This is a genomic window from Edwardsiella sp. EA181011 (assembly GCF_000800725.1).
In the GTDB taxonomy this organism is placed as follows: Bacteria; Pseudomonadota; Gammaproteobacteria; order Enterobacterales; family Enterobacteriaceae; genus Edwardsiella; species Edwardsiella anguillarum.
The window spans coordinates 3,533,657-3,560,431 of the sequence record NZ_CP011364.1 but is presented as its reverse complement, the minus strand read 5'-3'; the positions used below and the strand labels follow the sequence as shown (position 1 = coordinate 3,560,431).

The following is a 26,775-nucleotide window of genomic DNA, read 5'->3' as shown; positions in this document are numbered from 1 at the left end:
CCCCTATGTCCCGTCATATCTGGCGCACCTCCCTCTCGTTTCGCCTGGCGCTGATCCTCAGTGGATTTATTGCCCTGTTCTGGCTGCTGAGTACCGGCGTGACGCTGCTGCTGAACTTTGAGCAGACCAAGTCATCGCTGCAGCGGCGCTTGACGGCGACCGTGGCGGAAACGGTTTATGAGCTGAGCTCTGAGCTGCTGGACGTCAGCCGTGATGTGGATACGCTGATGCGCTGCTGGCACCGCCTGGACGACGGCGTTGCCTCTGGCGCCTACTATCTGACGGCGCGCTACATTCACGATATGACTGCGCCGCCGGATCCGGCGGCGCGCATCAGCCGCGCGAAGGCCTTTGTCGAAGCCTACGGCAGCGGTGGTCTGGGCAATCTGGTGGATACCTTCGTCCTGCTGGACGGCGGCGTGGTGCTCTCCAGCGCCGGCGGCCAGCCGACCGATACCCCGCTGCACATTGAGCAGATCCGGGCGCTGCGCGAGCAGGCCGTCGGCAACCACATCATCTGGAGTAAACCCTACCGCAGCGTCAGTGGAAACTGGCGGGTGATCGCGGCGAAGCGGGATTTGCTCACCGGTGCGCTGGTCGGCATGACGGTAAACCTGCACCCCTCCTTTAGCGCCGTAGAGAAAACCCCGGGCGGTGAAACGATCGTGTGGCTCGATCGGGAGGGGCAGCCGATCATCCCGCTGTCCGCCGCGTTGCGTCAGAGCCTGCCGGCGTGCCAGCGCGAGATGGAGGGGAATTTTGATGAGGTCTTCTCCATCTGCCGCGAGGTCGCCCCGGTCGGCTGGAAGCTGCTGCTGTTTACGCCGAGCCGTCAGATTACGGACGCGGCATTTGCCGCGCTGCACCGCTATCTGCCGGTGGCGCTGCTGTTGCTGGTCGCGCTGGTGGGACTCCTGTACCTAGTGCTGCAGCGCACGTTGGGACGTACGCTGGCCGGTATTATGCAGCGTCTGACGCCCAACGTGGCGGTTGCCGATCTGCCGCCCCTGGTGGTGGCGGGAGAGGATGAGCTGGGGCGCATAGCGCAGGTCTATAACCGACTGCTGTCGGCGGTCAAGGCGCAGTATGCGCAGCTGGAGGCGCGGGTTGCCGAGCGTACGGTAGAGCTGGAGCGGGCGCGACGCCAGGCCGAGCGCGCCAGCGCCAACAAGAGCGAACACCTGAACAGCATCAGCCATGAAATCCGTACCCCGCTGAATGGGATTATCGGCGCGCTGACGCTGCTGGAGAACGGTGAGAATACGCCGGAGCAGCGTGATTTACTGGATACCGGGCTTAAGTGTTCGCGCCACCTGTTGGAGATCATCAATAACCTGCTGGACTTCTCGCGCATAGAATCGGGACAAATGGTGGTCAACCCGGAGTACCTCGATCCGCTGCCGCTGATCGATCAGGCGATGCTGACGGTGCAGGTTCCGGCGCTGGAGAAGGGGTTGACCCTGCACTGCCTGCTGGCGCCGTCGTTTCCGCAGACGCTGTATACCGACGGGCTGCGCCTGCGTCAGATTTTGATCAACCTGCTGGGCAACGCGGTCAAGTTTACCGCCCATGGCGAGGTGGTGCTGCACGGCTGGAGCGAGCAGGATCGACTCTGCTTCCGGGTGCAGGATACCGGCCCGGGCATCGATGAGGCGCGGATTAACGATATCTTTACCGCATTTCATCAGGTCGATTGCCACATCGCCGGCAGCGGCCTGGGGCTGCCGATCGCCCGCAGCCTGTCACGTCTGCTGGGCGGAGAGCTTTCCTGCGAGAAAAGCGCGATCGGCGCCCGTTTTCGTCTGACGCTACCGCTGGAGGGGAGCGGGAGCGTTCCCATCGCGCCGCCGGAGGATAAGGGTAGCATTGTCGCGCCGCGCTGCCTGCACCCACAGCTATCGGCCTGGGGATACCACCCCCTGGCGGGCGACAACCCCGATCTGGATGCGCCTGAGCTGAGCTACCTGCCCGGCCGTTTGCGGCAGCATTTGGACGGCGAAACGCAGGCGACCGGCGTACGGGAGCGGATGCCGGTATCGCCCTGGTCGCTGCAGGTGCTGGTCGTGGACGATGTCGATACCAATCAGGATATCGTCGGGCGTATGCTGCGCCAGCAGGGACATAAGGTGTATACCGCCTCTAGCGGCTCTGAGGCGCTGGTGCTGGGGCGTGGACACGTGTTTGATCTGGTCCTGATGGATATGCGTATGCCGGGGCTGTCCGGCGATGAAACGCTGCATCTGTGGCGGGATAGCGTGAACGGTATGCTCGATCCCGACTGCCCGATCATCGCGCTGACGGCCAATGCGCAGCCCGGAGAGCGCAAGCGGCTGCAGGACGCCGGTTTTAATGAGTATCTCACCAAGCCGGTGACCCCCGCGATGCTGTCCCGAGCCCTGGAGTACACGGCCGACATACAGTTAACCCGGGGTATCGAGCTGTCGCCTAACAGCGCAGGCGAGATACCGCTGCTCGGGCAGGATCCCGCGCTGCGGCGGCGTCTTCAGGAGGATGTCTTGCACTACCTGGCGCAGCTGACGCAGGCGGTAGAGCAGCAGGATACCCCTGCGGTGCGGCAGACGTTGCATACGCTAAAGGGGCTGGCCGGGCAGGGTGGTCTGACGCTGGTGTATGAGGCGGCTGCGCGCTGGGAGCAGGCGCTGGAGGGCGGGATGCCGATGCCAGACAAGGCGCTGGAAAGCCTATCCCGCTTGGTGCACAGTGAATTTGAGGTGGATTAAAACTCCAGAACTCCCAGGCGGCGGGCCCAGTTGCTCAGCTCCGCCGCGTTGTGGGCATCCAACTTGCGCATCAGGTTGAGCCGGTGGGTCTCCACGGTTTTCAGGCTGATGGACAGCAGCTCCGCGATATCCCGGTTACGCTTTCCTTCGGCGACCAGCTTGAGAATTTGCCGTTCACGCAGGGTCAGCGGCGGCTCCTGGGCCATATCGGACGAGGCCACCAGGGAGTCCAGCCTGAGGGCGGGATCGACAAAGGTTTTTCCCAGCGAGGCATGCTGCATGGCCGCCAGCAGGGTTTGCTGCGGGCTTTGCTTCAGGACATAGGCGAGCGCGCCGGCGGCGAGGGCTTCGCTGCCGCGCCGCGCCTCAGACGAGGCGGTGACGACGACGATGCGCATATCGCTCCAGCGACGCCGCAGCTGACGGATCACGTCAACGCCGTCCATGCCCGGCAGACCCAGGTCGAGTAAGACCAGATCGGGCGAGAGGCGCTGGCAGGCCTCATAAACGGCCAGCCCATTCGATACGGCGCCCACGACCCGGTAGCGGGGCTGGCTGTCCAGGAGATTACGGATGCCATCGGCCAGCAAGGCATGATCTTCTACGATCAGAATGTTCAGAGGTAAAATAGAAATCGTCATATTTAAGGGGTACTCCGAATCAGTGGCACACTGAAAACTTCATACAGCTCGCTCGGGGCATTTGAATAACCAGGGTTGTGCTGAACGCTTTTTTTTTGCCGTCTAGGATTTTTCTACCACTTTTAGCGTATTGCATTTCTCGATATTCAAATTTCGGAGTGAGATTTTTAATCTATTCATTCCACGGTTTTTCAGCATTATTTTGGATAAACTGCGTCACGGTCAAGCAAAACTGCTGCCTTGGCTGAGCTAAGTGTAGGTTTTCAGGGGGGTGGTAATGTTTTTTGCACCGTAAGCGCCCTCGCGTTGAGATGCCTCATCATGTCGAAAATGAGCTAATTGATAGCATTTTGCGGCGATTGAGTCTGCTATTTTCAATCGTAATCTGTAGTTTTGCATGGGCGGATTGGTAAAATTATAGGTGAATTATAATAATAAATTCAGAAGTCTAGGATTTTTCTATTCACGTTATTATTTCCAAGTGACATATTTTTATCTGTCGATAATCTCAGGCCAATACCCGAAAGCATCTCAATAGCGGTACGGATAAAATCGCATTATGTTCCGGCTAACGGCCGGCGCCCCGTGTAACGCGATTGGGAGGTCTCTCCATGGTGAATGCTTTTACTTTATCCCCCGCGCTCAGCGGCAACACCGCGGGCTCTGAGTCAACGGAGAGCCTTTCTCGCAGCGTTAGCCGCGTGGCCGCGCTGTTTCCTGCCGAGAGACGCGCGGCGGCGGAAGCGCAGTATCATCAGCTGCTGCAGCGGGGGGATGACTCTCTTGCGGCGCTGGAGAGCGCCGCCGCGCTGCGCCAGCTATGTAACGCGGACAGCCAAAGCGCGGTGACGGTGGATTATGATGATACGACACAGGATTTCACGCTCAGTATCGATGGGCAGTGCATCAGCCGCCATCGGGACGCCCGTCTGCTCGAGCAGCTCAATCTGAGCGAGACATCGCTGCTGGCACCACAGCGTCTGGCGCTGTTTAGCGATCCGCTGCGGTTTTTCTGCTGGCTAAAAGAGCTGGGGTCACCGCATCAGACGACGGCGCTGAGCGCGCATGTGGCGCCCCATGACGGATCGGCGCTGATCCTGAGCGCCAATGGTCATGAGGCGCTGCGCCTTCCGCTCGGGCAGATTGATGAGCGTGCCTGGGCTGAGGCGCATCGTCTGTTCCCGATGCTGGCGGAGACGCGCCCGGCGGAGGAGCACCGCATTCTCGATTTGCGGCCGCCGCACGCGCCGGTGGCGCTGCCGCCTCCGGCGCCGCTGCGGGACGACGCACTGGATGACCTGCTGCCCGCGCCGATAGCGCTCGGCTCGTTGCTGCAGATGCAGCGCCATACGTTTAATCTCCTGTTCCGGGTGAAGGACATGCTGGTCGGGGGGCCGACCGAGCCAGCCTATCAGGCGCTGTCCCGACGCATCGAGACCCTGAATCACACGCTGGCGACGCTGCGTACGACGCTGACCACGGTGCGGCAGCAGAGTGAGACGCTACTCGCCCCTGCGGAGGCGCTGGGCGCGGCGATTGCCGAAGAGCAAAGGGCGCAGGAGGCGGTTCGCCAAGCGCTGCAGGCGGTGTTGACCGAATGCGCGGGGATCGAGGGGGGGCCAGAGGCGCCGCCGGTGATACAGCGTATCCGCGCACAGGCGCTGCATGTGGCCGATCGCCTGGCCGCGCTGGAACAGCGGATGGATGGGGTCGCGCAGAGTGAGTCCCCCACGGGTGAGCGGGGCGTATGGCGGGCCCGCCTGGCGCAGGTGAGCGCCCAGCTTGGCGATGGCGCCGGCGCTGTCGGCGACGACGATCGCCTGTGGCTGGCGCTGGTTCAGCAGGCGCAGGGAGAGGCGGGCGCCCCCGACGCGACCCGTTTACGCCAGGCGGTCGCTCGGGTGATGCAAAGCGGAGTGAGTCTGCCGGATACGGCGGTCGCCCAGCGTCTGCTGGCAGCCTGTTATCCCTACGTCGCGTCGCTCCGGGAGGATACCGCGGCGCTGCCGGCGCCGGATAGCCTGCTTATCGATCGGGAGCGCTATTCTCAACTGAGCGCCCTGCGCCGCACCACGCTGCAGGAGCGCGATCGCACCCTGCAGCTACAGCAGCTGCTCAGCGACGCCAGCCAGCAGGCGCAGGAAACCCTGCGGCGCGATCTGGATGAGATTAAGGGTAACCCGGATTACTTCAGCGCATTTAAACAGCGCAGCCAGGCGCTGGACGCGCTCGAGGACTATTTTTCCCGGCGCTGGTCGCCCGACGTCGATACGGACGATAGCGATGGCGCTGCGGCGCCGATCCCCCATGAGCCGGCTTTGGAAGGCCTGCTGTATCTCTGTGCCCGCAGCGGCCCGGCCACCGTTAACCGCGATCGCTTGCTGTTGGATAACGACACGTTCGTCGCAGAGGATATTGCGGTGAGCGAGGCCGTGCTGCGGGAGTATCAGCGTTTGGCGCCCGCCGCGCAGGCTCGGGTCCAGACGATCGCCGCGGACTGCCTGCAGTTAGAGCATCAAATTGATTATCATAGTGAATTTCATCAGAACGCAGGGGTTAACTTCCCACAGGCGCTAGCGCAGGGCACGCTACGGGCGCAGTTTATGGCGGATCCTGAGGGCTATCTGGCCTTTTTCCAGCAGCGGGATCGGCTGCTGCAGCGCTACCAGGACAGCGTCGCGGCGCTGGCTTCGCAGCTGCCCGACGCCGAGGCCCCCCACGGGGTGCTGAACCGGGCGCTGACGGAGATTAACGCCGAACGGCGGGTGATAGCGGCGCTGCTGCGCAGCGGAGAGACGCTGGCGGCCGTGGATAGGCTGGGGCACACTCTGGCCGCGCAAACGGCCACGTCTGCCCGGCTGGCGGCGGAGATCACGACGGCGGCCCAGCCGTTTGACGGCGCGCTGGCCACCATCAATCAGCAGGTGTATCAGCTGCGCAGCGCGGCCCTGAGAGCGATGACGGCGGAGACCGACGGGATGGTGCGTCAGCGCGATGCGCTGCGACAGGGAACGGAGAGTGGGAGCGACGTCGTGTCGCAACTGGCGCAGCTTGAGCAGCGTATCGCCAGCAACAGCGCCGCCTTTCGCGTGGCGCTCTTGGCGCTGCAGCAGGAGCAGCAGCGGGCCGATGGGCCCGGCGGCGGCGGTTATCCCAAGGACATTTATTGGAGCAGCTGGCTGCTCGCGCAGATGGGAGACAAGGTCTCCTCGCTGCTGGGGGCGCGCATGGACAAGCCGCGGGATTTGCTGCTGCAGTACCAGCTGGCATTGAGCGGAAAAGGTATCGTCGCGGCCTCCCTGGAGCTGATGCAGGCGCTGCGCAAGCTGCCGACCGATCCCACCCAGGCGTTGACGGAGCTGGGATTTACCCCGAGCCAGCTGCTGGCCTGGGCCAGTGCGTATCCGCAGGAGCTCGCGTACCTCTCCAGCAATTTGGATCATACCTACCACGCGCTGGTCGCGACGGGATCGTCGACGCTCCTCGGCGATATGTTTCATACGGCCTGGCAGCGAGGGACGACGGCCAGCGTGATACAGGATACGCTGTTTGGCAAGCGTGAGCCGGTGGTGGGCGTGACGGACGCGAAGCCGATGCCGCCGGCTCTGATCATGCTGTTGAGCATGGCTGACTGGGCCCCCTATGCCGCCGGCGGCGTTAAGGGCATGCTGAGTCAGAATCTCGGGGGCGTGGTGGCCGGCGGTCTCGGCGGGGCCCTGTTTGGCGGCGGGGTGGCAACGGTGGCGCTGACCTCCATTTTGCAGTTTGTGGTGGGGGCGGCCCAGGCGCAGGCAGAGAAGGGGATCGCGGATAAGGTGGCCGAGCAGCGGCGAACCAACGTAGTCGTCAATGCGGTGCTCCGCGGGATGCAGCTGGACTCGTCGGCCAGTATCAATGAGCGTATTCAGCGCGTGACGGCGTATGCGATGCAGCGGGAGGCGTTACGCAGTGCGGGAACGATTGGCCGCGATCTCGCGGAGGAGGGGAAGCGGGGGGTGATAGGACGCATGCTCCAGGATATGTCCCTGACCTGGAAGCACGCCAGCGGCGCCCAGAGAGCGCTGTTGGTCGCGGCCAGCGTGGCTGCTCCGCTGTTGATCGGCGGCGTAACGCTGGGCTTTCTGGCGCTGGGGCCGCTGGGACTTCTGCCTGCCGGGATTATCGCCATCGGGGCCGCGTTGTTCAGCGGGGCGCTGACGACCGGCAGCCTGTGGAACTCGATGGTATCCTGGCTGATGCCCGAGCTGGGCCAGCGGGCGCAGCGGGAGATGAACGGCGACATATTGGAGAGGGCCTTGGCAAAGGCGCGTGAAGAGGCGGGGATACAGATGGCGAAAACGCTGGCGCAGATCGACGTGCGCGATCGGCACACGCTTGACGAGATACAGCGTCAGGGGGTCAGCAGCTGACGCATCGGCTGGATACCCTGGCGGGTGAGCTGCGGAAGCAGACGGCGTTCGCCTCGCTGTCACCCCAGGAGGTCGGTGAGCAGTTTGACCTTGCGCTACGGCAGGCGGCGTCGGAGTCAGCGCCGCACCTGCCCTTGAATATGAAGGCGGAGGCCATCATACAGGCGGGGCTCAGCGTACAGCAGGCGGAGGAGATCCGCGATGAAATAGAGCAGGCGCTGTGGCAGCACAGCCCGCTGAGCGGAGAGGGGACGGCGGCGGCGATATAGCCGGGCATGCCGCTATAGAACGAGCGGGTTGGCAGGGACGCCGGGCGGCGCTGACGGTATCAAAAGCAACCCCCGGCATTGCCGGGGGCTGTGTCTGGATTTACGCCGCCGGGTCAGGCGGCGTCGCACCATTACTTAGCGCAGATCGTAGCGATCGGCGTTCATTACCTTGGTCCAGGCGGCGACGAAGTCGCGGACAAACTTCTCTTTATTGTCGTCCTGTGCATAGACTTCGGCATAGGCACGCAGTATTGAGTTGGAGCCAAAGACCAGGTCGACCCGGCTGGCGGTCCACTTCAGCGCACCGTTAGCGCGCTCGCGGATTTCATACAGATTGCTGCCGGTCGGTTTCCAGGTGTAAGCCATATCCGTCAGGTTGACGAAGAAGTCATTGCTCAGGACACCGATGCGATCGGTGAAGACCCCGACCTTGCTGCCGCCATAGTTGGCGCCCAGCACGCGCATCCCGCCGATCAGCACCGTCATTTCACAGGCGGTCAGGCGCATCAGCTGAGCGCGATCCAGCAGCAGCTCTTCGGCCGTGACCACGTAGTCTTTCTTCAGCCAGTTGCGGAAACCATCGGCCAGCGGCTCCAGAACTTCGAAGGAGGCTTCGTCGGTCATCGCCTGGGTGGCATCGCCGCGTCCCGGTGCAAACGGCACCTCGATAGCGACGCCGGCGGCCTTGGCGGCCAGCTCAATCCCCAGGTTACCGGCGAGGACGATGACATCCGCGACGCTGACGTTAAACTCGGCGGCAATCGGCTCCAGTACCGCCAGCACCTTGGCCAGACGGGCCGGCTCGTTGCCTTCCCAGCTGTTCTGCGGTGCCAGGCGGATGCGGGCGCCGTTGGCCCCGCCGCGTTTGTCCGAGCCGCGGAAGGTACGGGCGCTGTCCCAGGCGGTGCTGACCATGTCGGCGATGCTCAGGCCGCTGGCGGCGATCTTCGCCTTGACGGCGGCAACGTCATACTCGCTGCGGCCGGCGGGAACCGGATCCTGCCAAATCAGCGCTTCCTGCGGCACATCCGGCCCGAAATAGCGTGACTTCGGCCCCAGATCGCGGTGGGTCAGCTTGAACCAGGCGCGGGCAAAGACGTCGGAGAAGTAGGCGGGATCCTGACGGAAACGCTCGGCGATCTGACGGTAGGCCGGATCGACCTTCATCGCCATGTCGGCGTCGGTCATGATCGGCAGAAGACGGATGGAGGGATCCTCCACGTCGACCGGCTTGTCCTCTTCCGCGATCTGGATCGGCACCCACTGCCAGGCGCCTGCCGGGCTCTTGGTCAGGGTCCACTCATGGCCCAGCAGCATGTCAAAGTAGCCGTTATCCCACTGGGTCGGCTTGCTGGTCCATGCCCCTTCGATCCCGCTGCTGACCGTATCACGGCCAATGCCGCGGGTGGTATGGTTGTTCCAGCCCAACCCTTGTTCCTGCAGATCGGCGCCTTCCGGTGCCGCGCCCAGGTTGGCGGCGCTGCCGTTGCCGTGGCATTTACCTACGGTGTGGCCGCCGGCGGTCAGGGCGACGGTTTCCTCATCGTTCATCGCCATACGGGCGAACGTGACGCGCACGTCGTTGGCGGTTTTCTGCGGATCCGGGTTGCCGTCCACCCCTTCCGGGTTAACGTAGATCAGGCCCATCATGACTGCGGCCAGCGGGTTTTCCAGATCGCGCTCGCCGGAGTAACGGCTACCTTCGCTGCCGCTCGGCGCCAGCCACTCTTTTTCTGAGCCCCAGTAGGTATCGATTTCCGGGTGCCAGATATCTTCACGGCCAAAGGCGAAGCCAAAGGTCTTCAGCCCCATGGACTCATAGGCCATGGTACCGGCCAGCACGATCAGATCGGCCCAGCTGATTTTGTTGCCATATTTCTTTTTAATCGGCCACAGCAGGCGGCGTGCTTTATCCAGGTTGACGTTGTCGGGCCAGGAGTTGAGCGGTGCGAAACGCTGGTTGCCGGTGCCTGCGCCGCCGCGGCCATCCGCGATGCGATAGGAGCCAGCGGAGTGCCAGGCCATACGGACCATCAGACCACCGTAGTGACCCCAGTCAGCCGGCCACCAGGGCTGGCTGTCGGTCATCAGCGCCCGCAGATCGTCTTTCAGCGCCTGGACATCCAGCTGCTTCAGCGCCTCTCGATAGTTGAACTGCTGTCCCATCGGGTTGGTTTTGCTATCGTGCTGATGCAGAATGTCTAGATTCAGGGCATTCGGCCACCAATCCTTACTGGCCATGCCCGCGGAGGTCATACCGCCGTGCATGACGGGGCATTTACCGCTAGAAAATTCGTTGTTATTTCCCATTTATCGCACCTTCAGTAAATTTATGGAGTACTGTTCAGGTCATTACTGCGGATAACCCATTGCGTGATGGATCGCTGCTTTCGTTTTATTCCTTAACGATTATACGTGCTAATGATTTTTTGTCCGGTCTGCATGCCCAATTTCTGAAATAGGAACAATCGATTAATCTATCGAACTTGATTGTTATTTCCTGTTAATCAAGCCCGTCAATACGTTTCCCTGCCCGATGACTTTTGCTTGGCAGCGCCGCTGGGGACGCGCTCAGTATCTATAGGGTGGCGCGTCGTGCGGCGGTGTGCCGATCGGGCCGTTTATCTGACGACAGCCGCAAAAGCGGCCGTCGCGCCTTCGGACGCCGTCGGTTTTTAGGACGATTCGGTAACGCCTTGCTACTCCGGTCGGTGGTGTTGGTAATAGATTCTGTTATTTTGCCCATTTCATGGTGCTATTTGTTGTTATGGTTATTAAATTAGGTGTTTTGTGTTGATTTTCCCACTGATAATGTTCTTTTGTCCAGGTAGCAGGGCGCCGCTTGGCGCGCGGCGAGGGGGGCAGACAGGGCAGCCCCGCTGGGGTGAACCGATGGCACCGATAACATTCTGATGGAATATTTTTGTTTATCCGCATAAATTCATTTTTAGCTTCTTGGCGATTTAAAAATAGCTTTTTGGGAGGTGTTTAAATTATCGCCATAACATAAAGTTATTCTCTCTTTTTTTCTTGATTGTGGTCATGAAAAAATACGTTATTTTTATTTATCTATATGAAATGTATAGGGTAAATATCAATTAAGAACATTGTACTTTATAAACTGTGAGCAATAACACATCCCCCCATAACCCTATTTAGTAGAGTTCAATACCACCCGCTGAGAGAATAAGTGCTAATGAATATGAACACCTTTATTCTACCCAAAACGCAACACCTTGTGGTCTTTCAGGAGGTCATCAGAAGCGGCTCAATTGGGGCTGCAGCCAAGCGTTTAGGAATTTCTCAACCGGCGGTAAGCAAGACCATCAGCGAGATGGAAGACTATTTTGGTATCGAGGTTATCATTCGTAAAAATACCGGCGTCACGCTGACCAGTGCGGGGCAGGTGCTGCTGAACTATTCCGAGTCAATCACCCGTGAAATGAAGAATATGGTCAGTGAGATCAATAGTCTGAGCTGTAGTAGCGTAGCCGATGTCGCCTTTGGTTTTCCCTCCCTGATCGGCTTTACCTTCCTGTCGCAGATGATTAAGACATTTAAAAGCGTCTTTCCCAGCGCGCAGGTGTCGATGTTTGAAGCTCAGCTTTCATCCTTTTTCCCGGCGATCCGTGATGGCCGTCTGGATTTTGCCATCGGTACGCTGAGCGACGATATGCAGCTGCAGGATCTGCACGTCGAACCGCTGTTTGATTCAGAGTTTGTCGTCGTCGCCAATAAGTCCCGCAGCGGCAGTGGCCCACTGACGCTGGAGGCTCTACGGCATGAGCAGTGGGCGCTGCCGCAAACCGATATGGGATATTATAAACAGCTGCTCAGTATTCTGAATAAGCACCAGATGACACCGCTAATATCATAAAAACCGACTCAGTCGTCACGATCTATAATTTGGTGCTCAATGCAAATTTCCTTACCGTGATCCCCTGCGATATGACGACCCCCTTCGGCTCAAACCAGTTTATGACCCTGGCGATTGAGGATGCGCTGCCAATCGCACATTATGCCGCAATTTGGTCAAAAAACTATAAGATTAAAAAATCCGCTCTGCTGTTGGTCGAGTTGGCTAAGCAGTATTGTCCAAGCCAGTGTGCCAAATATAAACAGCCCGTCGCCGCTGAGCAGTAGCACGTTAGATTAACGAATGTGGGTAATTAAACGATACCCACAGGATCAGTATTGTCGTTGGCTTTGAATATAAATTACTCTTATAGAGAGGATAGCATGCATATTACATATGATCTTCCCGTTAGCATTGATGATATTCAAGCAGCAAAAACCAGACTCTCCGGAAAAATATATAAAACAGGGATGCCGCGCTCTAATTATCTGAGCGAACGCTGTAAGGGCGAAATATTTTTGAAGTTTGAAAATATGCAGCGTACCGGTTCGTTTAAAATTCGCGGCGCGTTCAATAAGCTCAGCTCCCTGACGGATAGCGAGCGACGTAAAGGGGTGGTGGCCTGCTCTGCCGGTAACCATGCCCAGGGGGTTTCACTCTCCTGCGCCATGCTGGGGATCGACGGTAAGGTCGTCATGCCGACCAGTGCGCCCAAATCTAAGGTTGCGGCAACCAGTGACTATTCGGCAGAGGTCGTGCTACACGGCAATAACTTTAACGAAACTATCGAAAAAGTGAGCGAGATTGTCGAGATGGAAGGACGGATATTTATTCCGCCCTACGATGATCCGCTGGTGATTGCCGGCCAGGGGACCATCGGTCTGGAGATTTTAGAGGATCTCTATGATGTCGATAATGTTATTGTACCGGTCGGCGGCGGTGGGCTGATAGCCGGTATTGCCATTGCGATTAAATCGGTTAACCCGACCATCCGTATTATCGGCGTGCAATCGGAAAACGTACACGGTATGGCGGCGTCCTATTACGGCGGGGAGATCGCCTCTCACCGTACGGGCGGTACGCTGGCCGACGGCTGCGATGTCTCTCGGCCAGGGAACCTGACCTTTGAGATCGCCCGCGAGCTGGTTGACGACATGGTTCTGGTCAGTGAAGAGGAGATCCGGGCCAGCATGGTGGCGCTGATCCAGCGCAATAAGGTGATTACCGAAGGGGCCGGCGCCTTAGCCTCTGCCGCACTGCTGAGTGGAAAGCTCGATCAGTATATTAAAGGGCGCAAAAGCGTCAGCATCATCTCCGGTGGGAATATTGATCTCTCCCGCGTTTCGCAAATCACCGGGCTGGTAGGCGCCTGATTTTTTATGTGAGGATAAGATATGAGTAGCACTGACAGTGTCGTTACGGGTCAGGCCAAGGTGACCACGTGGCGCAAAACGGATACACGCTGGGTTTTAGGGTTGTTCGGCACGGCGATCGGAGCCGGCGTTTTGTTTTTTCCGATCAGCGCCGGTATCGGTGGACTGCTGCCGATTATTTTCATGCTTATTCTTGCTTTTCCCATCGCGTTCTTTTGCCATCGCGCGTTGGCCCGTCTGTGTCTGTCCGGGCACAGCGCATCGGATAATATTACCGATACCGTCGATCAGCACTTCGGCCATGTCGGTGGCGTGGTGATCACCTTCCTGTATTTTTTTGCCATCTGTCCGCTGCTGTGGATCTACGGCGTGACCATCACCAATACGTTTATTGCCTTCTGGGAGCATCAGCTGCTGCTACCGGCCATTAACCGCGGCGTGGTGGCGCTGGCGATCCTGCTGGTCATGGCGTTTTTTATCTACTTCGGCAAGGATTTAATGGTTAAGGTGATGGGATATCTGGTCTTTCCCTTCATTACCTGCCTGGTGCTGATCTCCCTGTCGCTGATCCCCTACTGGACGAGTGACATCTTTACCAGCTTTGACATGCACAGCCTGAGTCTGTTCGGCAGCCATGGCATTCTGGTAACCGTATGGCTGGGGATCGCGATTATGGTGTTCTCCTTCAACTTTTCCCCCATCGTCTCGTCGTTTGTGGTCTCCAAACGCGAAGAGTATGAGGCGGAGTTTGGCCGGGAATATACCGAGCAAAAGTGTGCGAAGATCATCTCGCGCGCCAGCGTGCTGATGGTGGTGGTGGTGATGTTCTTTGCCTTTAGCTGCCTGTTTACCCTGTCGCCGCAGGATATGGCGCAGGCTAAACAGCAGAACATTCCCATTCTCTCCTATCTGGCCAACCACTTCAGCTCGCTGGGCAGCGGGAAATCTACTTATGCCACCGTTTTGGAGTATGCCGCATCGATTATCGCCCTGGTGGCTATTTTTAAATCGTTCTTTGGTCATTACCTGGGAACCCTGGAGGGGTTGAACGGTTTGATCATTAAATTTGGTTACCATGGAGAGAAGTCACAGGCGCCGATGAAGAAGCTCAATATGATCAGCATGGTCATCATTATGGGCTCTACCTGGGTCATCGCATATCTCAACCCGAATATTCTGGATCTGATCGGTGCGATGGGCGCCCCGATTATTGCTGCACTGCTGTGTCTGCTGCCGATGTATGCGGTATGGCGGGTTCCTGCGCTGGCGAAATATAAAGGTAAAGCCTCTAACTATTTTGTCACGATTATCGGCCTGCTTACCATCCTGAATATTGTTTATCAGCTGATGTAATTCGGCGATCGGACGATGGGGAGTCATAAAATGGATGAGTATCCAGTCGTGCTGGTGATAAACAGCGGATCGTCTTCGATTAAGTTTTCCGTGCTGGACGCTCAGCGCTGTGAGGTGCTGCTGTCCGGCATCGCCGAAGGCATCAATAGCGGCAGCGCGACGCTGTCGGTGAACGGCGCGGCGCCGGTCGCGCTGGCGCAGCAGGGCTATGAGCCGGCGCTGGTCGCTATCTGCGCCGAGTTGGAGAAGCGCAGCCTGATTGAGAGCGTGGCCTTAATCGGCCACCGGGTCGCGCACGGCGGCAATCTGTTTCAGCAGTCGGCGATCGTGGACGATGAGGTGATGGAGAAGATTCGCCGGATCTCGCCGTTGGCGCCGCTGCACAACTATGCCAACCTGAGCGGTATGGTCTCCGCTCGACATCTGTTTCCCGGTGTGACCCAGGTGGCGGTGTTTGATACCAGCTTTCATCAGACGCTGGCGCCGGAGGCCTGGCTGTACGCCCTGCCATACCGTTATGCGCAGGAGTATGGCGTGCGGCGCTACGGTTTTCACGGCACCTCGCATCGCTATGTGTCGCAGCGGGCTCATCATCTGCTGGGGCTCGCTGAGGCCGACTCCGGGCTGGTGATTGCGCACCTTGGCAATGGGGCCTCTATCTGCGCGGTGCGCAACGGACGCAGCGTCGATACCTCCATGGGGATGACGCCGCTGGAGGGGCTGATGATGGGCACCCGCAGCGGCGACGTCGACTTTGGGGCGCTGGCCTGGATCGCCAGCCAGACCGGCCAGTCGATCGCCGATCTGGAGCAGATGGTGAACACCGAGTCGGGGCTGCTGGGGATCTCCGGACTGTCGTCGGATCTGCGGGTCTTGGAGAGGGCGCAGCGGGAGGGGCATCGGCGGGCCGATTTGGCGATCCGCACCTTTGTCCACCGCATTGCGCGCCATATCGGCGGGCACGCCGCCTCGCTGCGGCGTCTGGACGGCATCATCTTTACCGGCGGGATCGGTGAGAATTCGGCGCTGATCCGGCGGATGGTGCTGGAACATTTATCCGTATTCGGTATTACGCTGGCGCCGGATAAAAATAATCTCCCCGGTAGCGCAGGTGAAAGAATTATATCCGGAGAGGACTCAGCCGTTATTTGCGCAGTAATTCCTACCGATGAAGAGAGAATGATTGCTCTGGATGCACTGCGTCTGGGAAAAATGATGCCATCGATTGAATACGTATAATTTATTCATTGTTATCTAAAGAGAGTATTTCCATGAAGGTTGATATTAATACCGGCGATCGCGCGTATGCCGAGGCCTGGTATGGCTTTATAGGTACTGAATGGAAAAACGAAATAAACGTTCGTGACTTTATTCAGAATAACTATACGCCTTATACCGGCGATGAATCTTTTCTGGCGCAGGCGACGCCCGCGACAACGGCGCTATGGCAAAAGGTGATGGAGGGGATCCGCACCGAGAATGCGACCCATGCACCGGTCGATTTTGATACGAACGTCGCGACGACGATTACCTCTCACGGGCCGGGCTATATCGCGCGGGAGCTGGAGACCATCGTCGGTTTGCAGACGGATGCTCCCCTAAAGCGTGCGCTGCATCCGTTTGGCGGCATCAACATGATCCGCAGCTCGTTTAACGCCTATGGACGGGCGATGGATCCGGCGTTCGAGTATCTGTTCAGCGACCTGCGCAAGACCCATAACCAGGGGGTCTTCGACGTCTACTCACCGGAGATGCTGCGCTGCCGTAAGTCGGGGATTTTGACCGGCCTGCCGGACGGCTATGGCCGCGGACGTATCATCGGCGACTATCGCCGAGTGCCGCTGTACGGTATCGCCTATCTGGTGCGTGAGCGTGAGCTGCAGTTCGCCGCGCTGCAGCCGGCGCTGGAGCGCGGCGACGATCTGGAGGGGGTGATCCGCCTGCGTGAGGAGCTGGCGGAGCAGCGGCGGGCGCTGCTGCAGATCCAGGAGATGGCCGCCGGCTACGGCTATGATATCTCCCGTCCGGCGCGCAGCGCGCAGGAGGCGATACAGTGGCTGTACTTCGCCTATCTGGCCGCCGTGAAGTCACAGAACGGCGGCGCCATGTCGCTGGGACGCACCGCCACCTTCCTGGATATCTATATCGAGCGCGATCTGCAGGCCGGTGCCCTGACGGAGACCCAGGCGCAGGAGCTGATCGACCACTTCATCATGAAGATCCGCATGGTACGCTTTCTGCGCACGCCGGAGTTCGACTCACTGTTCTCCGGCGATCCGATCTGGGCGACGGAGGCGATCGGCGGAATGGGGCTGGATGGCCGTACCCTGGTGACCCGTAGCTCATATCGCTATCTGCATACGCTGCATACCATGGGGCCGGCGCCGGAGCCAAACCTGACTATCCTGTGGTCGGAGGCGCTGCCGGTCAGCTTTAAAAAGTATGCCGCGCATCTCTCTATTCTGACCTCGTCGCTGCAGTATGAAAACGATGATCTGATGCGCCCGGACTTTAACAGCGATGACTATGGTATCGCCTGCTGCGTCAGCCCGATGGTGATCGGGAAACAGATGCAGTTCTTTGGCGCCCGCGCGAACCTGGCCAAAACCCTGCTGTACGCGATTAACGGCGGAGTGGACGAGAAGCTGAAGATCCAGGTGGGGCCGAAAATCGCGCCCCTGATGGATACGGTGCTGGAGTATGAGACGGTGATCGAAAGCCTCGATCGTTTTATGGACTGGCTGGCGGTCCAGTACATCAGCGCGCTGAATCTGATCCACTACATGCACGACAAGTACAGCTATGAGGCGGCGCTGATGGCGCTGCATGACCGCGATGTCTACCGCACTATGGCCTGCGGCATCGCCGGACTGTCGGTGGCGGTGGACTCCCTGTCCGCCATTAAGTACGCGCGGGTGACGCCGATCCGCGACGAGCAGGGTCTGGCGGTGGACTTCGCCATCGAGGGGGACTACCCGCAGTATGGCAACAACGACGATCGGGTCGATCGTATCGCCTGCGACCTGGTCGAGCGCTTTATGAAGAAGATCCGGGCGCTGCCAACCTACCGTCACGCGGTGCCGACCCAGTCGATTCTGACCATCACCTCCAACGTGGTCTACGGGCAAAAGACCGGCAATACACCGGACGGCCGCCGCACCGGGACGCCGTTCGCGCCGGGGGCTAACCCGATGCACGGGCGCGACACAAAAGGCGCCGTGGCCTCACTGACCTCCGTGGCCAAGCTGCCCTTTACCTATGCCAAAGACGGCATCTCCTATACCTTCTCCATCGTGCCGCAGGCGCTGGGCAAGGAGGAGACGGTGCGCAAGGATAACCTGGTCGGCCTACTGGACGGCTACTTCCACCATCGGGAGGCGGTTGAGGGCGGTCAGCACCTCAATGTCAACGTGATGAACCGCGATATGCTGCTGGATGCGATAGCGCACCCGGAAAACTACCCGAACCTGACCATCCGGGTCTCCGGCTATGCGGTGCGCTTCAATGCGCTCACCCGGGAACAGCAGCAGGATGTGATTTCACGCACCTTTACCCGCACGTTTTGAGGAGGATAACAATGCAGCGTAACACCCTGGCTACGGCACAGGCGCCGGGCGCGATTGGCCCCTATGTGCAGGGCGTTGATCTGGGCGGTCTGGTGATGACATCGGGACAGATCCCGGTCGATCCGCAAACGGGACGTGTGGCGGACGCGGTCGCCGAGCAGGCGCGCCAGAGCCTGGAAAATGTCGCCGCCATTGTCCAGGCCGCCGGACTGACGGTCGGCGATATCGTCAAGACTACGGTTTTTATCACCGAACTGCAGGATTTTGAGGTGATAAACCGAGTATACGCGGAATTCTTCGATGCCCACGGCGCCGCTTATCCCGCACGCAGCTGTGTGCAGGTTGCCGCGCTACCGAAAGCGGTGAAGCTAGAGATTGAGGCCATCGCCTGGCGCGGATGCTCCCGCTAACCCTCCGGCCGCCTGTCTTGGCGGCCTGTTTTTTTGAGCGCCGGCATCAGGTTTGCGGTGCCTGGCTTGAGATTTTCAGCATTAACGCGTAGTTTAGCTGCGCAACCCTGCCGTCACGGCAGGGGGTTATCTTGTCGGAGTGCCCTGTTGGGCTGAGACCGTTTATTCGGGATCCGCGGAACCTGATCAGGCTAATACCTGCGAAGGGAACAAGAGTTACACTGCTGCTGCATCGCCGTTAGGCGATCTCACCTCTTGCTTCATCCGTCGTCTGACAAGCCACGTCCTTATCTTAGGGAAATGAGCTATGTCCGGAACTCAATCACCCCATCGCGCCTCTGCGCGCGGCCTTGGCGGGCGGCTCCACCGCGCCCTGCTTTTCCCCGTGGCACGCCGTACGCTAGCCCACGGCGGCGCACGGTGCCTGCATCAGGAGGTGGTCTGATGTATCAGCCTGATTTTCCCCCGGTACCGCAGCGCTTAGGGCTGTATCCGGTCGTTGACAGCGTGGAATGGATCGCCCGTCTGCTGGAGGCCGGGGTACGCACCCTCCAACTGCGGATCAAAGATAAGGCGGAGGGTGAGGTAGAGGACGATGTGATCGCCGCCATTGCGCTGGGGCGCCGCTATAGCGCCCGGCTTTTTATTAACGATTACTGGCGGCTGGCTATCAAACACCGGGCCTATGGCGTCCATCTGGGCCAGGAGGATCTGACGGAATGTGACCTGGCCGGGATTAAGCGCGCCGGGTTACGTTTGGGCGTGTCCACCCATGATGACATGGAGATGGATGTCGCGCTGGCAGTCCGTCCCTCCTATATTGCGCTCGGCCATGTATTCCCGACCCAGACCAAGCAGATGCCTTCCGCGCCGCAGGGGCTGGTGCAGCTGGCGCGCCATATTGCGCGTCTGGCCGGCTACCCAACCGTCGCCATCGGCGGCATCACGCTTGCCCGTATCCCAGAGGTGCTGGCGACCGGCGTCGGCGGCGTGGCTGTCGTCAGCGCCATCACCCAGGCGCCCGACTGGTTACAGGCTACGGCGCGGCTGCTTGAGAGGGTGGGCGCAGGTGATGAATGATCGCGATTTTATGCGTTACAGTCGGCAGATTTTACTGCCGGATATCGACGTTAGCGGGCAGTCCCGGCTGCTGGAGAGCCGGGTATTGATCGCCGGGCTGGGAGGGCTGGGCGCGCCTGCCGCGCTGTATCTCGCCGGCGCAGGCGTTGGCACGCTGGTGCTGGCGGATGACGATGACGTTCACCTGAGTAATCTGCAACGGCAAATCATGTTTAGCGCGGAGGATATCGGCAAGCCGAAGGCCGAGGCCGCCCGGGAGCGCCTATCTCGGCTGAACCCGGATATTACGCTGATCGCACGCCAGGAGCGCCTTGGCGGCGAAGCGCTGTTAAACGAGGTCCGCCAGGCGGATGTGGTGCTCGACTGCACTGACAACATGGCAACGCGCCAAGCGATTAACGCCGCCTGCGTTGCGGCCTCGACGGCCTTGGTGAGCGCTAGCGCCGTGGGGTTTGGCGGCCAGATGATGGTGTTGGCGCCCCCCTGGACGCATGGCTGTTATCGCTGCCTGTGGCCGGAGGATGCCGAGCCTGAACGCAGCTGCCGCAGCGCCGGCGTCATCGGCCCGGTGGTGGGCGTGATGGGGACACTTCAGGCGCTGGAGGCGATTAAGTTGTTGAGCGGCCTGGAGACGCAGCGGGGTGTCCTGCGTCTGTTTGACGCCCGCGCCAATCGTTGGCATACGCTGACGCTCCGGCGTGCAGAGGGGTGCCCGGTCTGCGGAGGCGATGATGAACGTGTTTGTCAATGATGAGGCCATCGTCTGCCCGCCGGCGTTAAGCGTGTCGGCGCTGCTGGCGCAGCTACAGCTGCCAACGGCCGGCATGGCGCTGGCGCTTAACCAGCATATTCTTCCGCATGCGCAGTGGCGGGATCATATCCTGCAGGAGGGCGACTCCCTTCTGCTGTTTCAGGTGATAGCCGGAGGCTGACATGTTGCGTATTGCCGATAAAACCTTTGAGTCCCATCTGTTCACCGGCACCGGTAAGTTTGCCTCGCCGCAGGTGATGCTGGAGGCGATTCGCGCCTCGGGAAGTCAGCTGGTGACGCTGGCGATGAAGCGGGTGGATCTCCGCGGACATCGCGATGCCATCCTGGCGCCGTTGCGCTCGTCGGGCGTGACGTTGCTGCCCAATACCTCCGGTGCGAAAACGGCGGAGGAAGCCGTCTTTGCCGCCAGGCTGGCGCGAGAGGCGCTGGGAACCCACTGGGTAAAGCTGGAGATCCACCCGGATGCACGCTGGCTGCTGCCGGATCCGATCGAAACGCTGAGGGCGGCGGAGAGCCTAGTGAAACAGGGATTTGTCGTGTTGCCCTACTGCGGCGCGGATCCGGTACTGTGCAAGCGGCTGGAGGAGGCCGGCTGCGCCGCCGTGATGCCCTTGGGCGCCCCCATCGGTTCGAACCAGGGGCTGGAGACCCGCGCAATGCTGGAGATAATCATCAGTCAGTCGATGGTACCGGTGGTGGTCGATGCCGGCATCGGTCTCCCCAGCCATGCCGCGCAGGCGCTGGAAATGGGCGCCGATGCCGTGCTGGTCAACACCGCGATAGCCGTTGCCGATGACCCCATCCGTATGGCCCGGGCTTTCCGCCTGGCGGTCGAAGCCGGTTTGCTCGCCCGCGCGGCCGTGCCGGGGGCCTGCAGCCAACGGGCTCAGGCCACCAGCCCGCTGACCCGTTTTCTGGAGGCTCGGTAATGGAGACCTTCAGCGCGCGTTGGCATCAGCTGGATTGGCAGACTGTCCGCCAACAAATCCATGACAAAACCGCTGCCGACGTTGAGCGTGCGCTTGGCGCGGCCACCCTGAACCGTGATGATATGATGGCGCTGCTTTCGCCCATCGCACAGCACTATCTGGAGCCTATGGCGCAGCGGGCCCAGCGCCTGACCCGCCAGCGTTTTGGCAACACGGTCAGTTTTTACCTACCGCTCTACCTTTCCAACCTCTGCGCCAACGATTGTACCTACTGTGGCTTCTCCATGAGCAACCGGATTAAGCGTAAGACGCTGGATCAAGAGGCTATCATGCGTGAGTGCCAGGCGATTCGGGCGTTAGGGTTCGAGCACCTGCTGCTGGTCACCGGAGAGCATCAGCAGCAGGTCGGCATGGCCTATTTTCGCCGGCACCTGCCGATGATCCGTAGCCAGTTTGCCTCATTGCAGATGGAGGTGCAGCCTCTGTCGCAGGCGGAGTATGCCGAGCTGAAAAGCCTGGGGCTGGATGGCGTGATGGTGTATCAGGAGACCTACCACCGGGCGGCGTATGCGCGTCACCATCTGCGGGGCAAGAAACAGGATTTCTTCTGGCGCCTGGAGACGGCGGATAGGCTGGGGAGGGCGGGGATCGATAAAATCGGCCTGGGCGCCCTGATCGGGCTCTCTGACAGCTGGCGGGCAGACTGTTATATGGTGGCCGAGCATCTGCTGTGGCTGCAGCAGCGCTACTGGCAGAGTCGGTATGCGATCGCCTTTCCCCGCCTGCGCCCGTGCGCTGGTGGTATTCAGCCGCTCTCCTTGATGGATGAACGGCAACTGGTGCAGGCCATTTGCGCGTTCCGCCTGCTGGCGCCGGATGTGGAGCTGTCGCTATCCACGCGGGAGTCGGCGCCGTTTCGCGATAACGTCATCCCATTGGCGATTACCCACGTCAGCGCCTTTTCCAAAACGCAGCCGGGAGGCTATGCCGATAGTGAGCCGGCGTTGGAGCAGTTCGCGCCGCATGACAACCGACACCCGCAGGAGGTCGCCCGCGCCCTGATCGCCCGTGGCCTGCAGCCGGTGTGGAAAGACTGGGACAGCTGGCTTGGGCGTACAGCGCCAGAGGGGTGAGCGTCGGCGCGGGCGGATGATGGCCACCCGTGGCGCGGGAGAGCAGAACCAACGGGGCGCTAGCGCCCCGTTAACCCCCTTATGCCAGCCAGGCGCGCCCCAGCCGGTCGGCCGCCAGGATCGCGGCGTACACCTGCGGCGGGGTCACCGTAAACGGCATATTGTGGATAGTTTCGCCCTCGGCGCAGCTGGCCTCGGCGACGGCCATGATTTTATCGTTCAGCTGCGGGCCCTCCTTGATGCCCAGCTGCGCCAGGGTGACCGGCAGTCCCACCTGGACGCAGAAGTCGAGCACGGTTTCGATCTGCTCACTGCTGCTGTTTTGCAGCACCAGCTGACACAGGGTGCCAAAGGCCACCTTCTCCCCGTGGTACATCGGATGGCACTCCTCCAGCACCGTCAGCCCGTTGTGGATGGCGTGCGCCGCCGCCAGCCCGGCGCTTTCAAAGCCCAGCCCGCTCAAATAGGTATTGGCTTCGACGATGTTGTCCACCGCCGGCGTAGCGACGCCGGCCTCGACCGCCAGCTTGGCCTTGTATCCCTCCTCCAGCAGCGTTTGATAGCACAGGTGCGCCAGCGCCAGCGCCGCCCGGGTCGACTCCCCGCCGGCCATGCTGATCGCGTGGGCGTCCACGCAGGCCTGCGCCTCAAAATAGGTGGAGAGGGCATCGCCCATACCGGCGACCAGCAGCCGTACCGGCGCCTTGGCGATGATCGCCGTATCCATCAGCACCATATCCGGGTTAGTCGGGTAAATCAGATACTCCTCAAACTCGCCCTGGTCGCTGTAGATCACCGACAGCGCGCTGGTCGGTGCGTCCGTAGAGGCAATGGTCGGCACGATCAGTACCGGCAGCGCCTGATAGTGGGCCAGCGCCTTGGCGGTATCCAGCGTCTTGCCGCCGCCGATGCCGATCACCCCCGGCAGCCAAGCCGCTTCAGCTCGCGGCCCAGACGATCGATCTCGCTACGGCTGCACTCGCCGCCAAAGCGGGCAAAGTGCCCTTCGACGTCGGCCTGTTTCAGGCTGGTCGCCACCGTCTCGCGGGTCAGCCCCATGACAAAGTCGTCGGCGATGACAAACTGGCTGTCGGCCAGCAGCCGGGCATACTGTCCGATGGCGTGCAGTGCACCGGGCCCCTGAATGTACTTGGACGGTGATTGAATAACTTTTAACATCGTTACGCTCCTATCGGGAAGATCACGTCTGCTCAAGGCGCTCCGCCGGGCGAAGGCCACGCTGTCGTTGAGTATGGATCAGATAGTCAGGTTACGGCCCCTTTTTTGAGCCGGCAAGCGACGATTTTGTTATGCAACTATTCATCGATAACCGTGGCCAATTAATAGCGTCCGGCCTCTTACTGGCAAGCCACCCATTTTGCCAGAAGCGTTCGACAACCTCAGCATCACGCCACTTCCGGGAAGCGACGACGGGCTGTGATTGACGAGCATATGCCGATCGCCTTTCGCGCATTGCATCCGCAACCCGTCCTGAGGACGACGGCAATGGCGTTCATTGCCGTACGCGTTATCCATGCGCTTACGCTGCGTCTCCAGTGGATGCCAGGTTCTGTGCTCTGGGCGGCGCGATGCCATCGTTTTCCCGATCTCTGCGCGAGTCTGCTACTTGTGGCCTGGCATATGTCACCCTAAGCAATTACCGTGACGCATTATATGACAGCGCCTTTGGGAATAGGCGCTACACGCAGACAGGAGGCTGTCCCGTTTAAGACGCGGCGGATCTCAACCAACCATATTTGATAAATATCGGAAGGGCTTCATCGGAGCGCAGCCAGGCTGCAAATTGGCGCGTTTCTACATCTGAGTCTTTACGGACGGTAATATTCATATCGCGCCATATCATATAGTCTGGTTCAATATTAACTACATCACCTATTCCTGGATTACTGATAGCCCAATCCGCCCAGGTTATCCAAACATCGGCTTGAGGCTGCTCTTCCAGGGCCTTACGGGCGCTCCCGCTATTGGGCGCAAAGAGGATGATATTTTTCCGTATACCGATAACGGTCTTAATATCCCCTTTACGCCCCGCGATATCTTCCCATACCCCCGTGCCAGAGGTATTACTCGTACCACCGCCATCATTTACGATAATCCCAATTCCAGGACGAGATAGATCTTCAACTCCCTTGATATTTTTAGGATTTCCTTTTTTTACCAGCAGGATACTCTGCCGTAAGTACAGCGGCTCAATATCTTTCTCACTGAAGTTATTCTGATGATCGCGGACGATGGCCAAGGCCGATTGCTCAGAGGCACCAAATAGGATATCCGCATTCTTCTTTGCTGCATCATTCCACTTCGCCTGAGGGCCGTAGTGTACGGTAATCGGCACCCCAGTTTTTTGGGTATACTGTGCCGCCGCCGCCTGTAAGGCGACGTGGGGGCCTCCGGGCCCATACAAATTAATGTCGGCCGATGCAGCTGAAGAAAATGCAAAAACCATCGTTGCCAGAACTTTTTTCATAGGTATTCCTCTGATCTTTAGCGAGGAGATATGATAAGTGTTTTAGCCGTATCCCGATGTGTTATCACGAAAACGTTAAACTTTTAACATTTAATAACCCATAAAAAAATAAGGATATAAATAGGATTATTGGATAGATAAATAGAATGTCTATAGGTGATAATGATGTTACATCACTCGCCATCGGGCTATTTCACTGCGTCAGTCGAAGCACGTTCGATGATAGCCTAAGTGCCCGGCGTCCCGCCGGCAGTACCCGTTTTGCCAGAAGCGTGTGACAACCTCAGCATCACGCCACTTTGGCAAGCGACGATGGGCAGTGATTGACGAGTATATGCCTGGCGCCTTTCGCCAATTGCATCAGCAACCCGTCCTGAACACGAAGGCAACGGCGTTCATTGCGCTACGGTTATCGATGATGCGCTTACGCGGCGTTGCCAGTCGGCGTCGGGGCTTGCACCCTGGGCATTGCGCCGCCCTGTTTTCCCTGTACTCATCGCGGATCTTCCATTAGGGGGTTGTCCGACATTATCGATGGCGCTTTTCTGGCGGGGGCGACGATGCTCCATTGATGACACACGTTATTATGCGTCAGCGCGGGGAGTGAGTATCGGTGAGATTTATCTTATTGTTATACAAAATGAGGAATGATTTATTTTTTATTATATTATTCCAGGCTCTACTCCATTAGTATTAATTATGCCACACTAGCCGCTGGCGCTCCTGGCGTCATTCCGCTGGCCTTGCCTTGCGTGGCCTGAGTATGGCCTGTCTATTCCGCGATCACCTCGTTTAGCTGCGATTTAATCTTGTCTAGGAATACTCTTGAATCGCGTTTATCAATAATGGCGCCATTTGCATTAAAATAATTCACATCGCTATAATCGCCGCTCCGATGGAGCGCCACGCACAGCGGTTCCGGTTATTTCTTTTTATTTACCTCTGAATGAGTATATTTATATGCAACGCCATTATAAAAATGCCGCTATTGCCGGTCTGATCTCCCTTTGTCTGCTGTTGTCCGGCTGCGGCGCAGTGAGTACGGCGATTAAGAAGCGTAATCTGGAGGTAAAAACCCAGATGAGCGAGACTATTTGGCTGGAGCCGTCGTCCCAGAAAACCGTTTATCTGCAGGTGAAGAATACCTCGGATAAAACGCTGGACAATCTGCAGGCGCAAATCGCCGAAGATATTCGGGCGAAAGGCTATCAGCTGGTCTCCAACCCCGACCAGGCCTACTACTGGGTACAGGCCAACGTGCTACGGGCCGATCGGATGGATCTGCGCGAGGCGCAGGGTCTGCTGGGCCAAGGCTATCAGGGGGCGGCCACGGGGGCCGCGCTGGGGGCCGGAATCACCGCCTATAATACCGCCTCTGCCGGGGCGACGCTGGGGGTCGGGCTGGCGGCGGGCCTGATCGGACTGGCGGCGGATGCGATGGTTGAGGATGTCAATTATACCATGGTCACCGACGTGCAGATTGCCGAGCGTACGACGGCCAGGGTGCAGACCGACAATGTGGCGGCCCTGCGCCAGGGGACCTCCGGCGCCAAGGTGCAGACCAGCCGCGTTCAGGGTAATCAGCATCGCTATCAGACGCGTATCGTCTCCAGCGCCAATCAGGTCAATCTGAAGTTTGATCAGGCAAGACCGGCGCTGGAAGCGCAGTTGGCCAAGTCCATCGCCAGCATTCTGTAAGCGGGCCGTTGGGGCCGGCCGATCCTGCCCGGGCGGATCGGCGGGTCGTCGCGGGCG

General features: G+C 59.5%; 15 protein-coding genes, 4 pseudogenes and 1 riboswitch. Of the genes and pseudogenes, 14 read left to right on the top strand and 5 right to left on the bottom strand.

Annotation, left to right across the window (positions count from 1 at the left end; all coding sequences use genetic code 11):
* Nucleotides 1–5: 5 nt before the first annotated feature.
* Nucleotides 6–2,741, top strand: coding sequence for a two component system sensor kinase (locus QY76_RS15725; RefSeq protein WP_045426287.1), 2,736 nt, complete (start codon nt 6–8; stop codon nt 2,739–2,741).
* On the opposite strand, the gene QY76_RS15720 is transcribed toward QY76_RS15725, so the two are convergent.
* Complete coding sequence (locus tag QY76_RS15720) at nt 2,738–3,382, bottom strand: two component system response regulator (RefSeq protein ID WP_012847751.1); 645 nt, start codon at nt 3,380–3,382, stop codon at nt 2,738–2,740. The genes QY76_RS15725 and QY76_RS15720 overlap by 4 nt on opposite strands.
* A 611-nt stretch (nt 3,383–3,993) precedes the next feature.
* On the opposite strand from QY76_RS15720, the pseudogene eseJ reads away from it, so the two are divergent.
* Nucleotides 3,994–8,060: pseudogene (gene eseJ / locus QY76_RS15715) on the top strand (type III secretion system effector EseJ).
* A 135-nt stretch (nt 8,061–8,195) separates the two neighbouring features.
* Here the strand turns inward: eseJ and katG are convergent.
* Nucleotides 8,196–10,370 (bottom strand): catalase/peroxidase HPI, encoded by a 2,175-nt coding sequence (gene katG / locus QY76_RS15710; protein ID WP_034171794.1) that lies wholly within the window; start codon nt 10,368–10,370, stop codon nt 8,196–8,198.
* Nucleotides 10,371–11,262: 892 nt separating this feature from the next.
* Here katG and tdcA point away from each other — a divergent pair.
* From tdcA to thiH, 11 genes and pseudogenes are all read left to right on the top strand, one after another.
* Nucleotides 11,263–12,203 (top strand): annotated as a pseudogene (gene tdcA, locus QY76_RS15705) (transcriptional regulator TdcA).
* A gap of 96 nt (nt 12,204–12,299) precedes the next feature.
* Nucleotides 12,300–13,289 (top strand): bifunctional threonine ammonia-lyase/L-serine ammonia-lyase TdcB, encoded by a 990-nt coding sequence (gene tdcB / locus QY76_RS15700; RefSeq protein ID WP_034171792.1) that lies wholly within the window; start codon nt 12,300–12,302, stop codon nt 13,287–13,289.
* 21 nt (nt 13,290–13,310) lie between these two features.
* Nucleotides 13,311–14,642, top strand: coding sequence for a threonine/serine transporter TdcC (gene tdcC / locus QY76_RS15695; protein WP_034171791.1), 1,332 nt, complete (start codon nt 13,311–13,313; stop codon nt 14,640–14,642).
* 30 nt (nt 14,643–14,672) lie between these two features.
* Nucleotides 14,673–15,881, top strand: a complete 1,209-nt coding sequence (gene tdcD / locus QY76_RS15690; protein ID WP_034171790.1) for a propionate kinase — start codon at nt 14,673–14,675, stop codon at nt 15,879–15,881.
* Nucleotides 15,882–15,913: 32 nt separating this feature from the next.
* Entirely contained in the window at nt 15,914–18,208 is a 2,295-nt protein-coding gene (gene pflB, locus QY76_RS15685; RefSeq protein ID WP_045426281.1) for a formate C-acetyltransferase, read from the top strand.
* Between the two features lie 11 nt (nt 18,209–18,219).
* On the top strand, nt 18,220–18,618 hold the full coding sequence (locus QY76_RS15680; protein ID WP_034171788.1) for a Rid family detoxifying hydrolase: 399 nt from the start codon (nt 18,220–18,222) through the stop codon (nt 18,616–18,618).
* Between the two features lie 125 nt (nt 18,619–18,743).
* Nucleotides 18,744–18,844, top strand: a riboswitch (TPP riboswitch).
* Nucleotides 18,845–19,062: 218 nt separating this feature from the next.
* Nucleotides 19,063–19,698 (top strand): thiamine phosphate synthase, encoded by a 636-nt coding sequence (thiE, locus tag QY76_RS15675; RefSeq protein WP_034171787.1) that lies wholly within the window; start codon nt 19,063–19,065, stop codon nt 19,696–19,698.
* Complete coding sequence (locus tag QY76_RS15670) at nt 19,691–20,449, top strand: HesA/MoeB/ThiF family protein (RefSeq protein ID WP_034171786.1); 759 nt, start codon at nt 19,691–19,693, stop codon at nt 20,447–20,449. Before thiE ends, QY76_RS15670 begins: the two co-directional genes overlap by 8 nt.
* Entirely contained in the window at nt 20,430–20,630 is a 201-nt protein-coding gene (gene thiS / locus QY76_RS15665; protein WP_034171785.1) for a sulfur carrier protein ThiS, read from the top strand. The genes QY76_RS15670 and thiS overlap by 20 nt, the downstream gene beginning before the upstream one ends.
* 1 nt (nt 20,631) lies before the next feature.
* Nucleotides 20,632–21,399 (top strand): thiazole synthase, encoded by a 768-nt coding sequence (gene thiG, locus QY76_RS15660; protein WP_034171784.1) that lies wholly within the window; start codon nt 20,632–20,634, stop codon nt 21,397–21,399.
* Nucleotides 21,399–22,532, top strand: coding sequence for a 2-iminoacetate synthase ThiH (gene thiH / locus QY76_RS15655; RefSeq protein WP_034171783.1), 1,134 nt, complete (start codon nt 21,399–21,401; stop codon nt 22,530–22,532). The genes thiG and thiH overlap by 1 nt, the downstream gene beginning before the upstream one ends.
* Before the next feature lie 79 nt (nt 22,533–22,611).
* Here thiH and QY76_RS15650 read toward each other — a convergent pair.
* The 3 genes and pseudogenes from QY76_RS15650 to QY76_RS15645 form a co-directional block, all read right to left on the bottom strand.
* Nucleotides 22,612–23,711, bottom strand: a pseudogene (locus QY76_RS15650) (glycerol dehydrogenase).
* A 100-nt stretch (nt 23,712–23,811) separates the two neighbouring features.
* Nucleotides 23,812–24,128, bottom strand: a pseudogene (locus tag QY76_RS19510) (transposase); the annotation flags it as partial.
* Nucleotides 24,129–24,258: 130 nt separating this feature from the next.
* Nucleotides 24,259–25,020, bottom strand: a complete 762-nt coding sequence (locus QY76_RS15645) for a substrate-binding domain-containing protein (RefSeq protein WP_034171781.1) — start codon at nt 25,018–25,020, stop codon at nt 24,259–24,261.
* Nucleotides 25,021–25,980: 960 nt separating this feature from the next.
* Between QY76_RS15645 and traT the strand changes: the two genes are divergently transcribed.
* A complete protein-coding gene (gene traT, locus QY76_RS15640; RefSeq protein ID WP_034171780.1) occupies nt 25,981–26,718 on the top strand; it encodes a complement resistance protein TraT in 738 nt (245 codons plus the stop codon).
* The last annotated feature ends 57 nt before the right edge of the window (nt 26,719–26,775 follow it).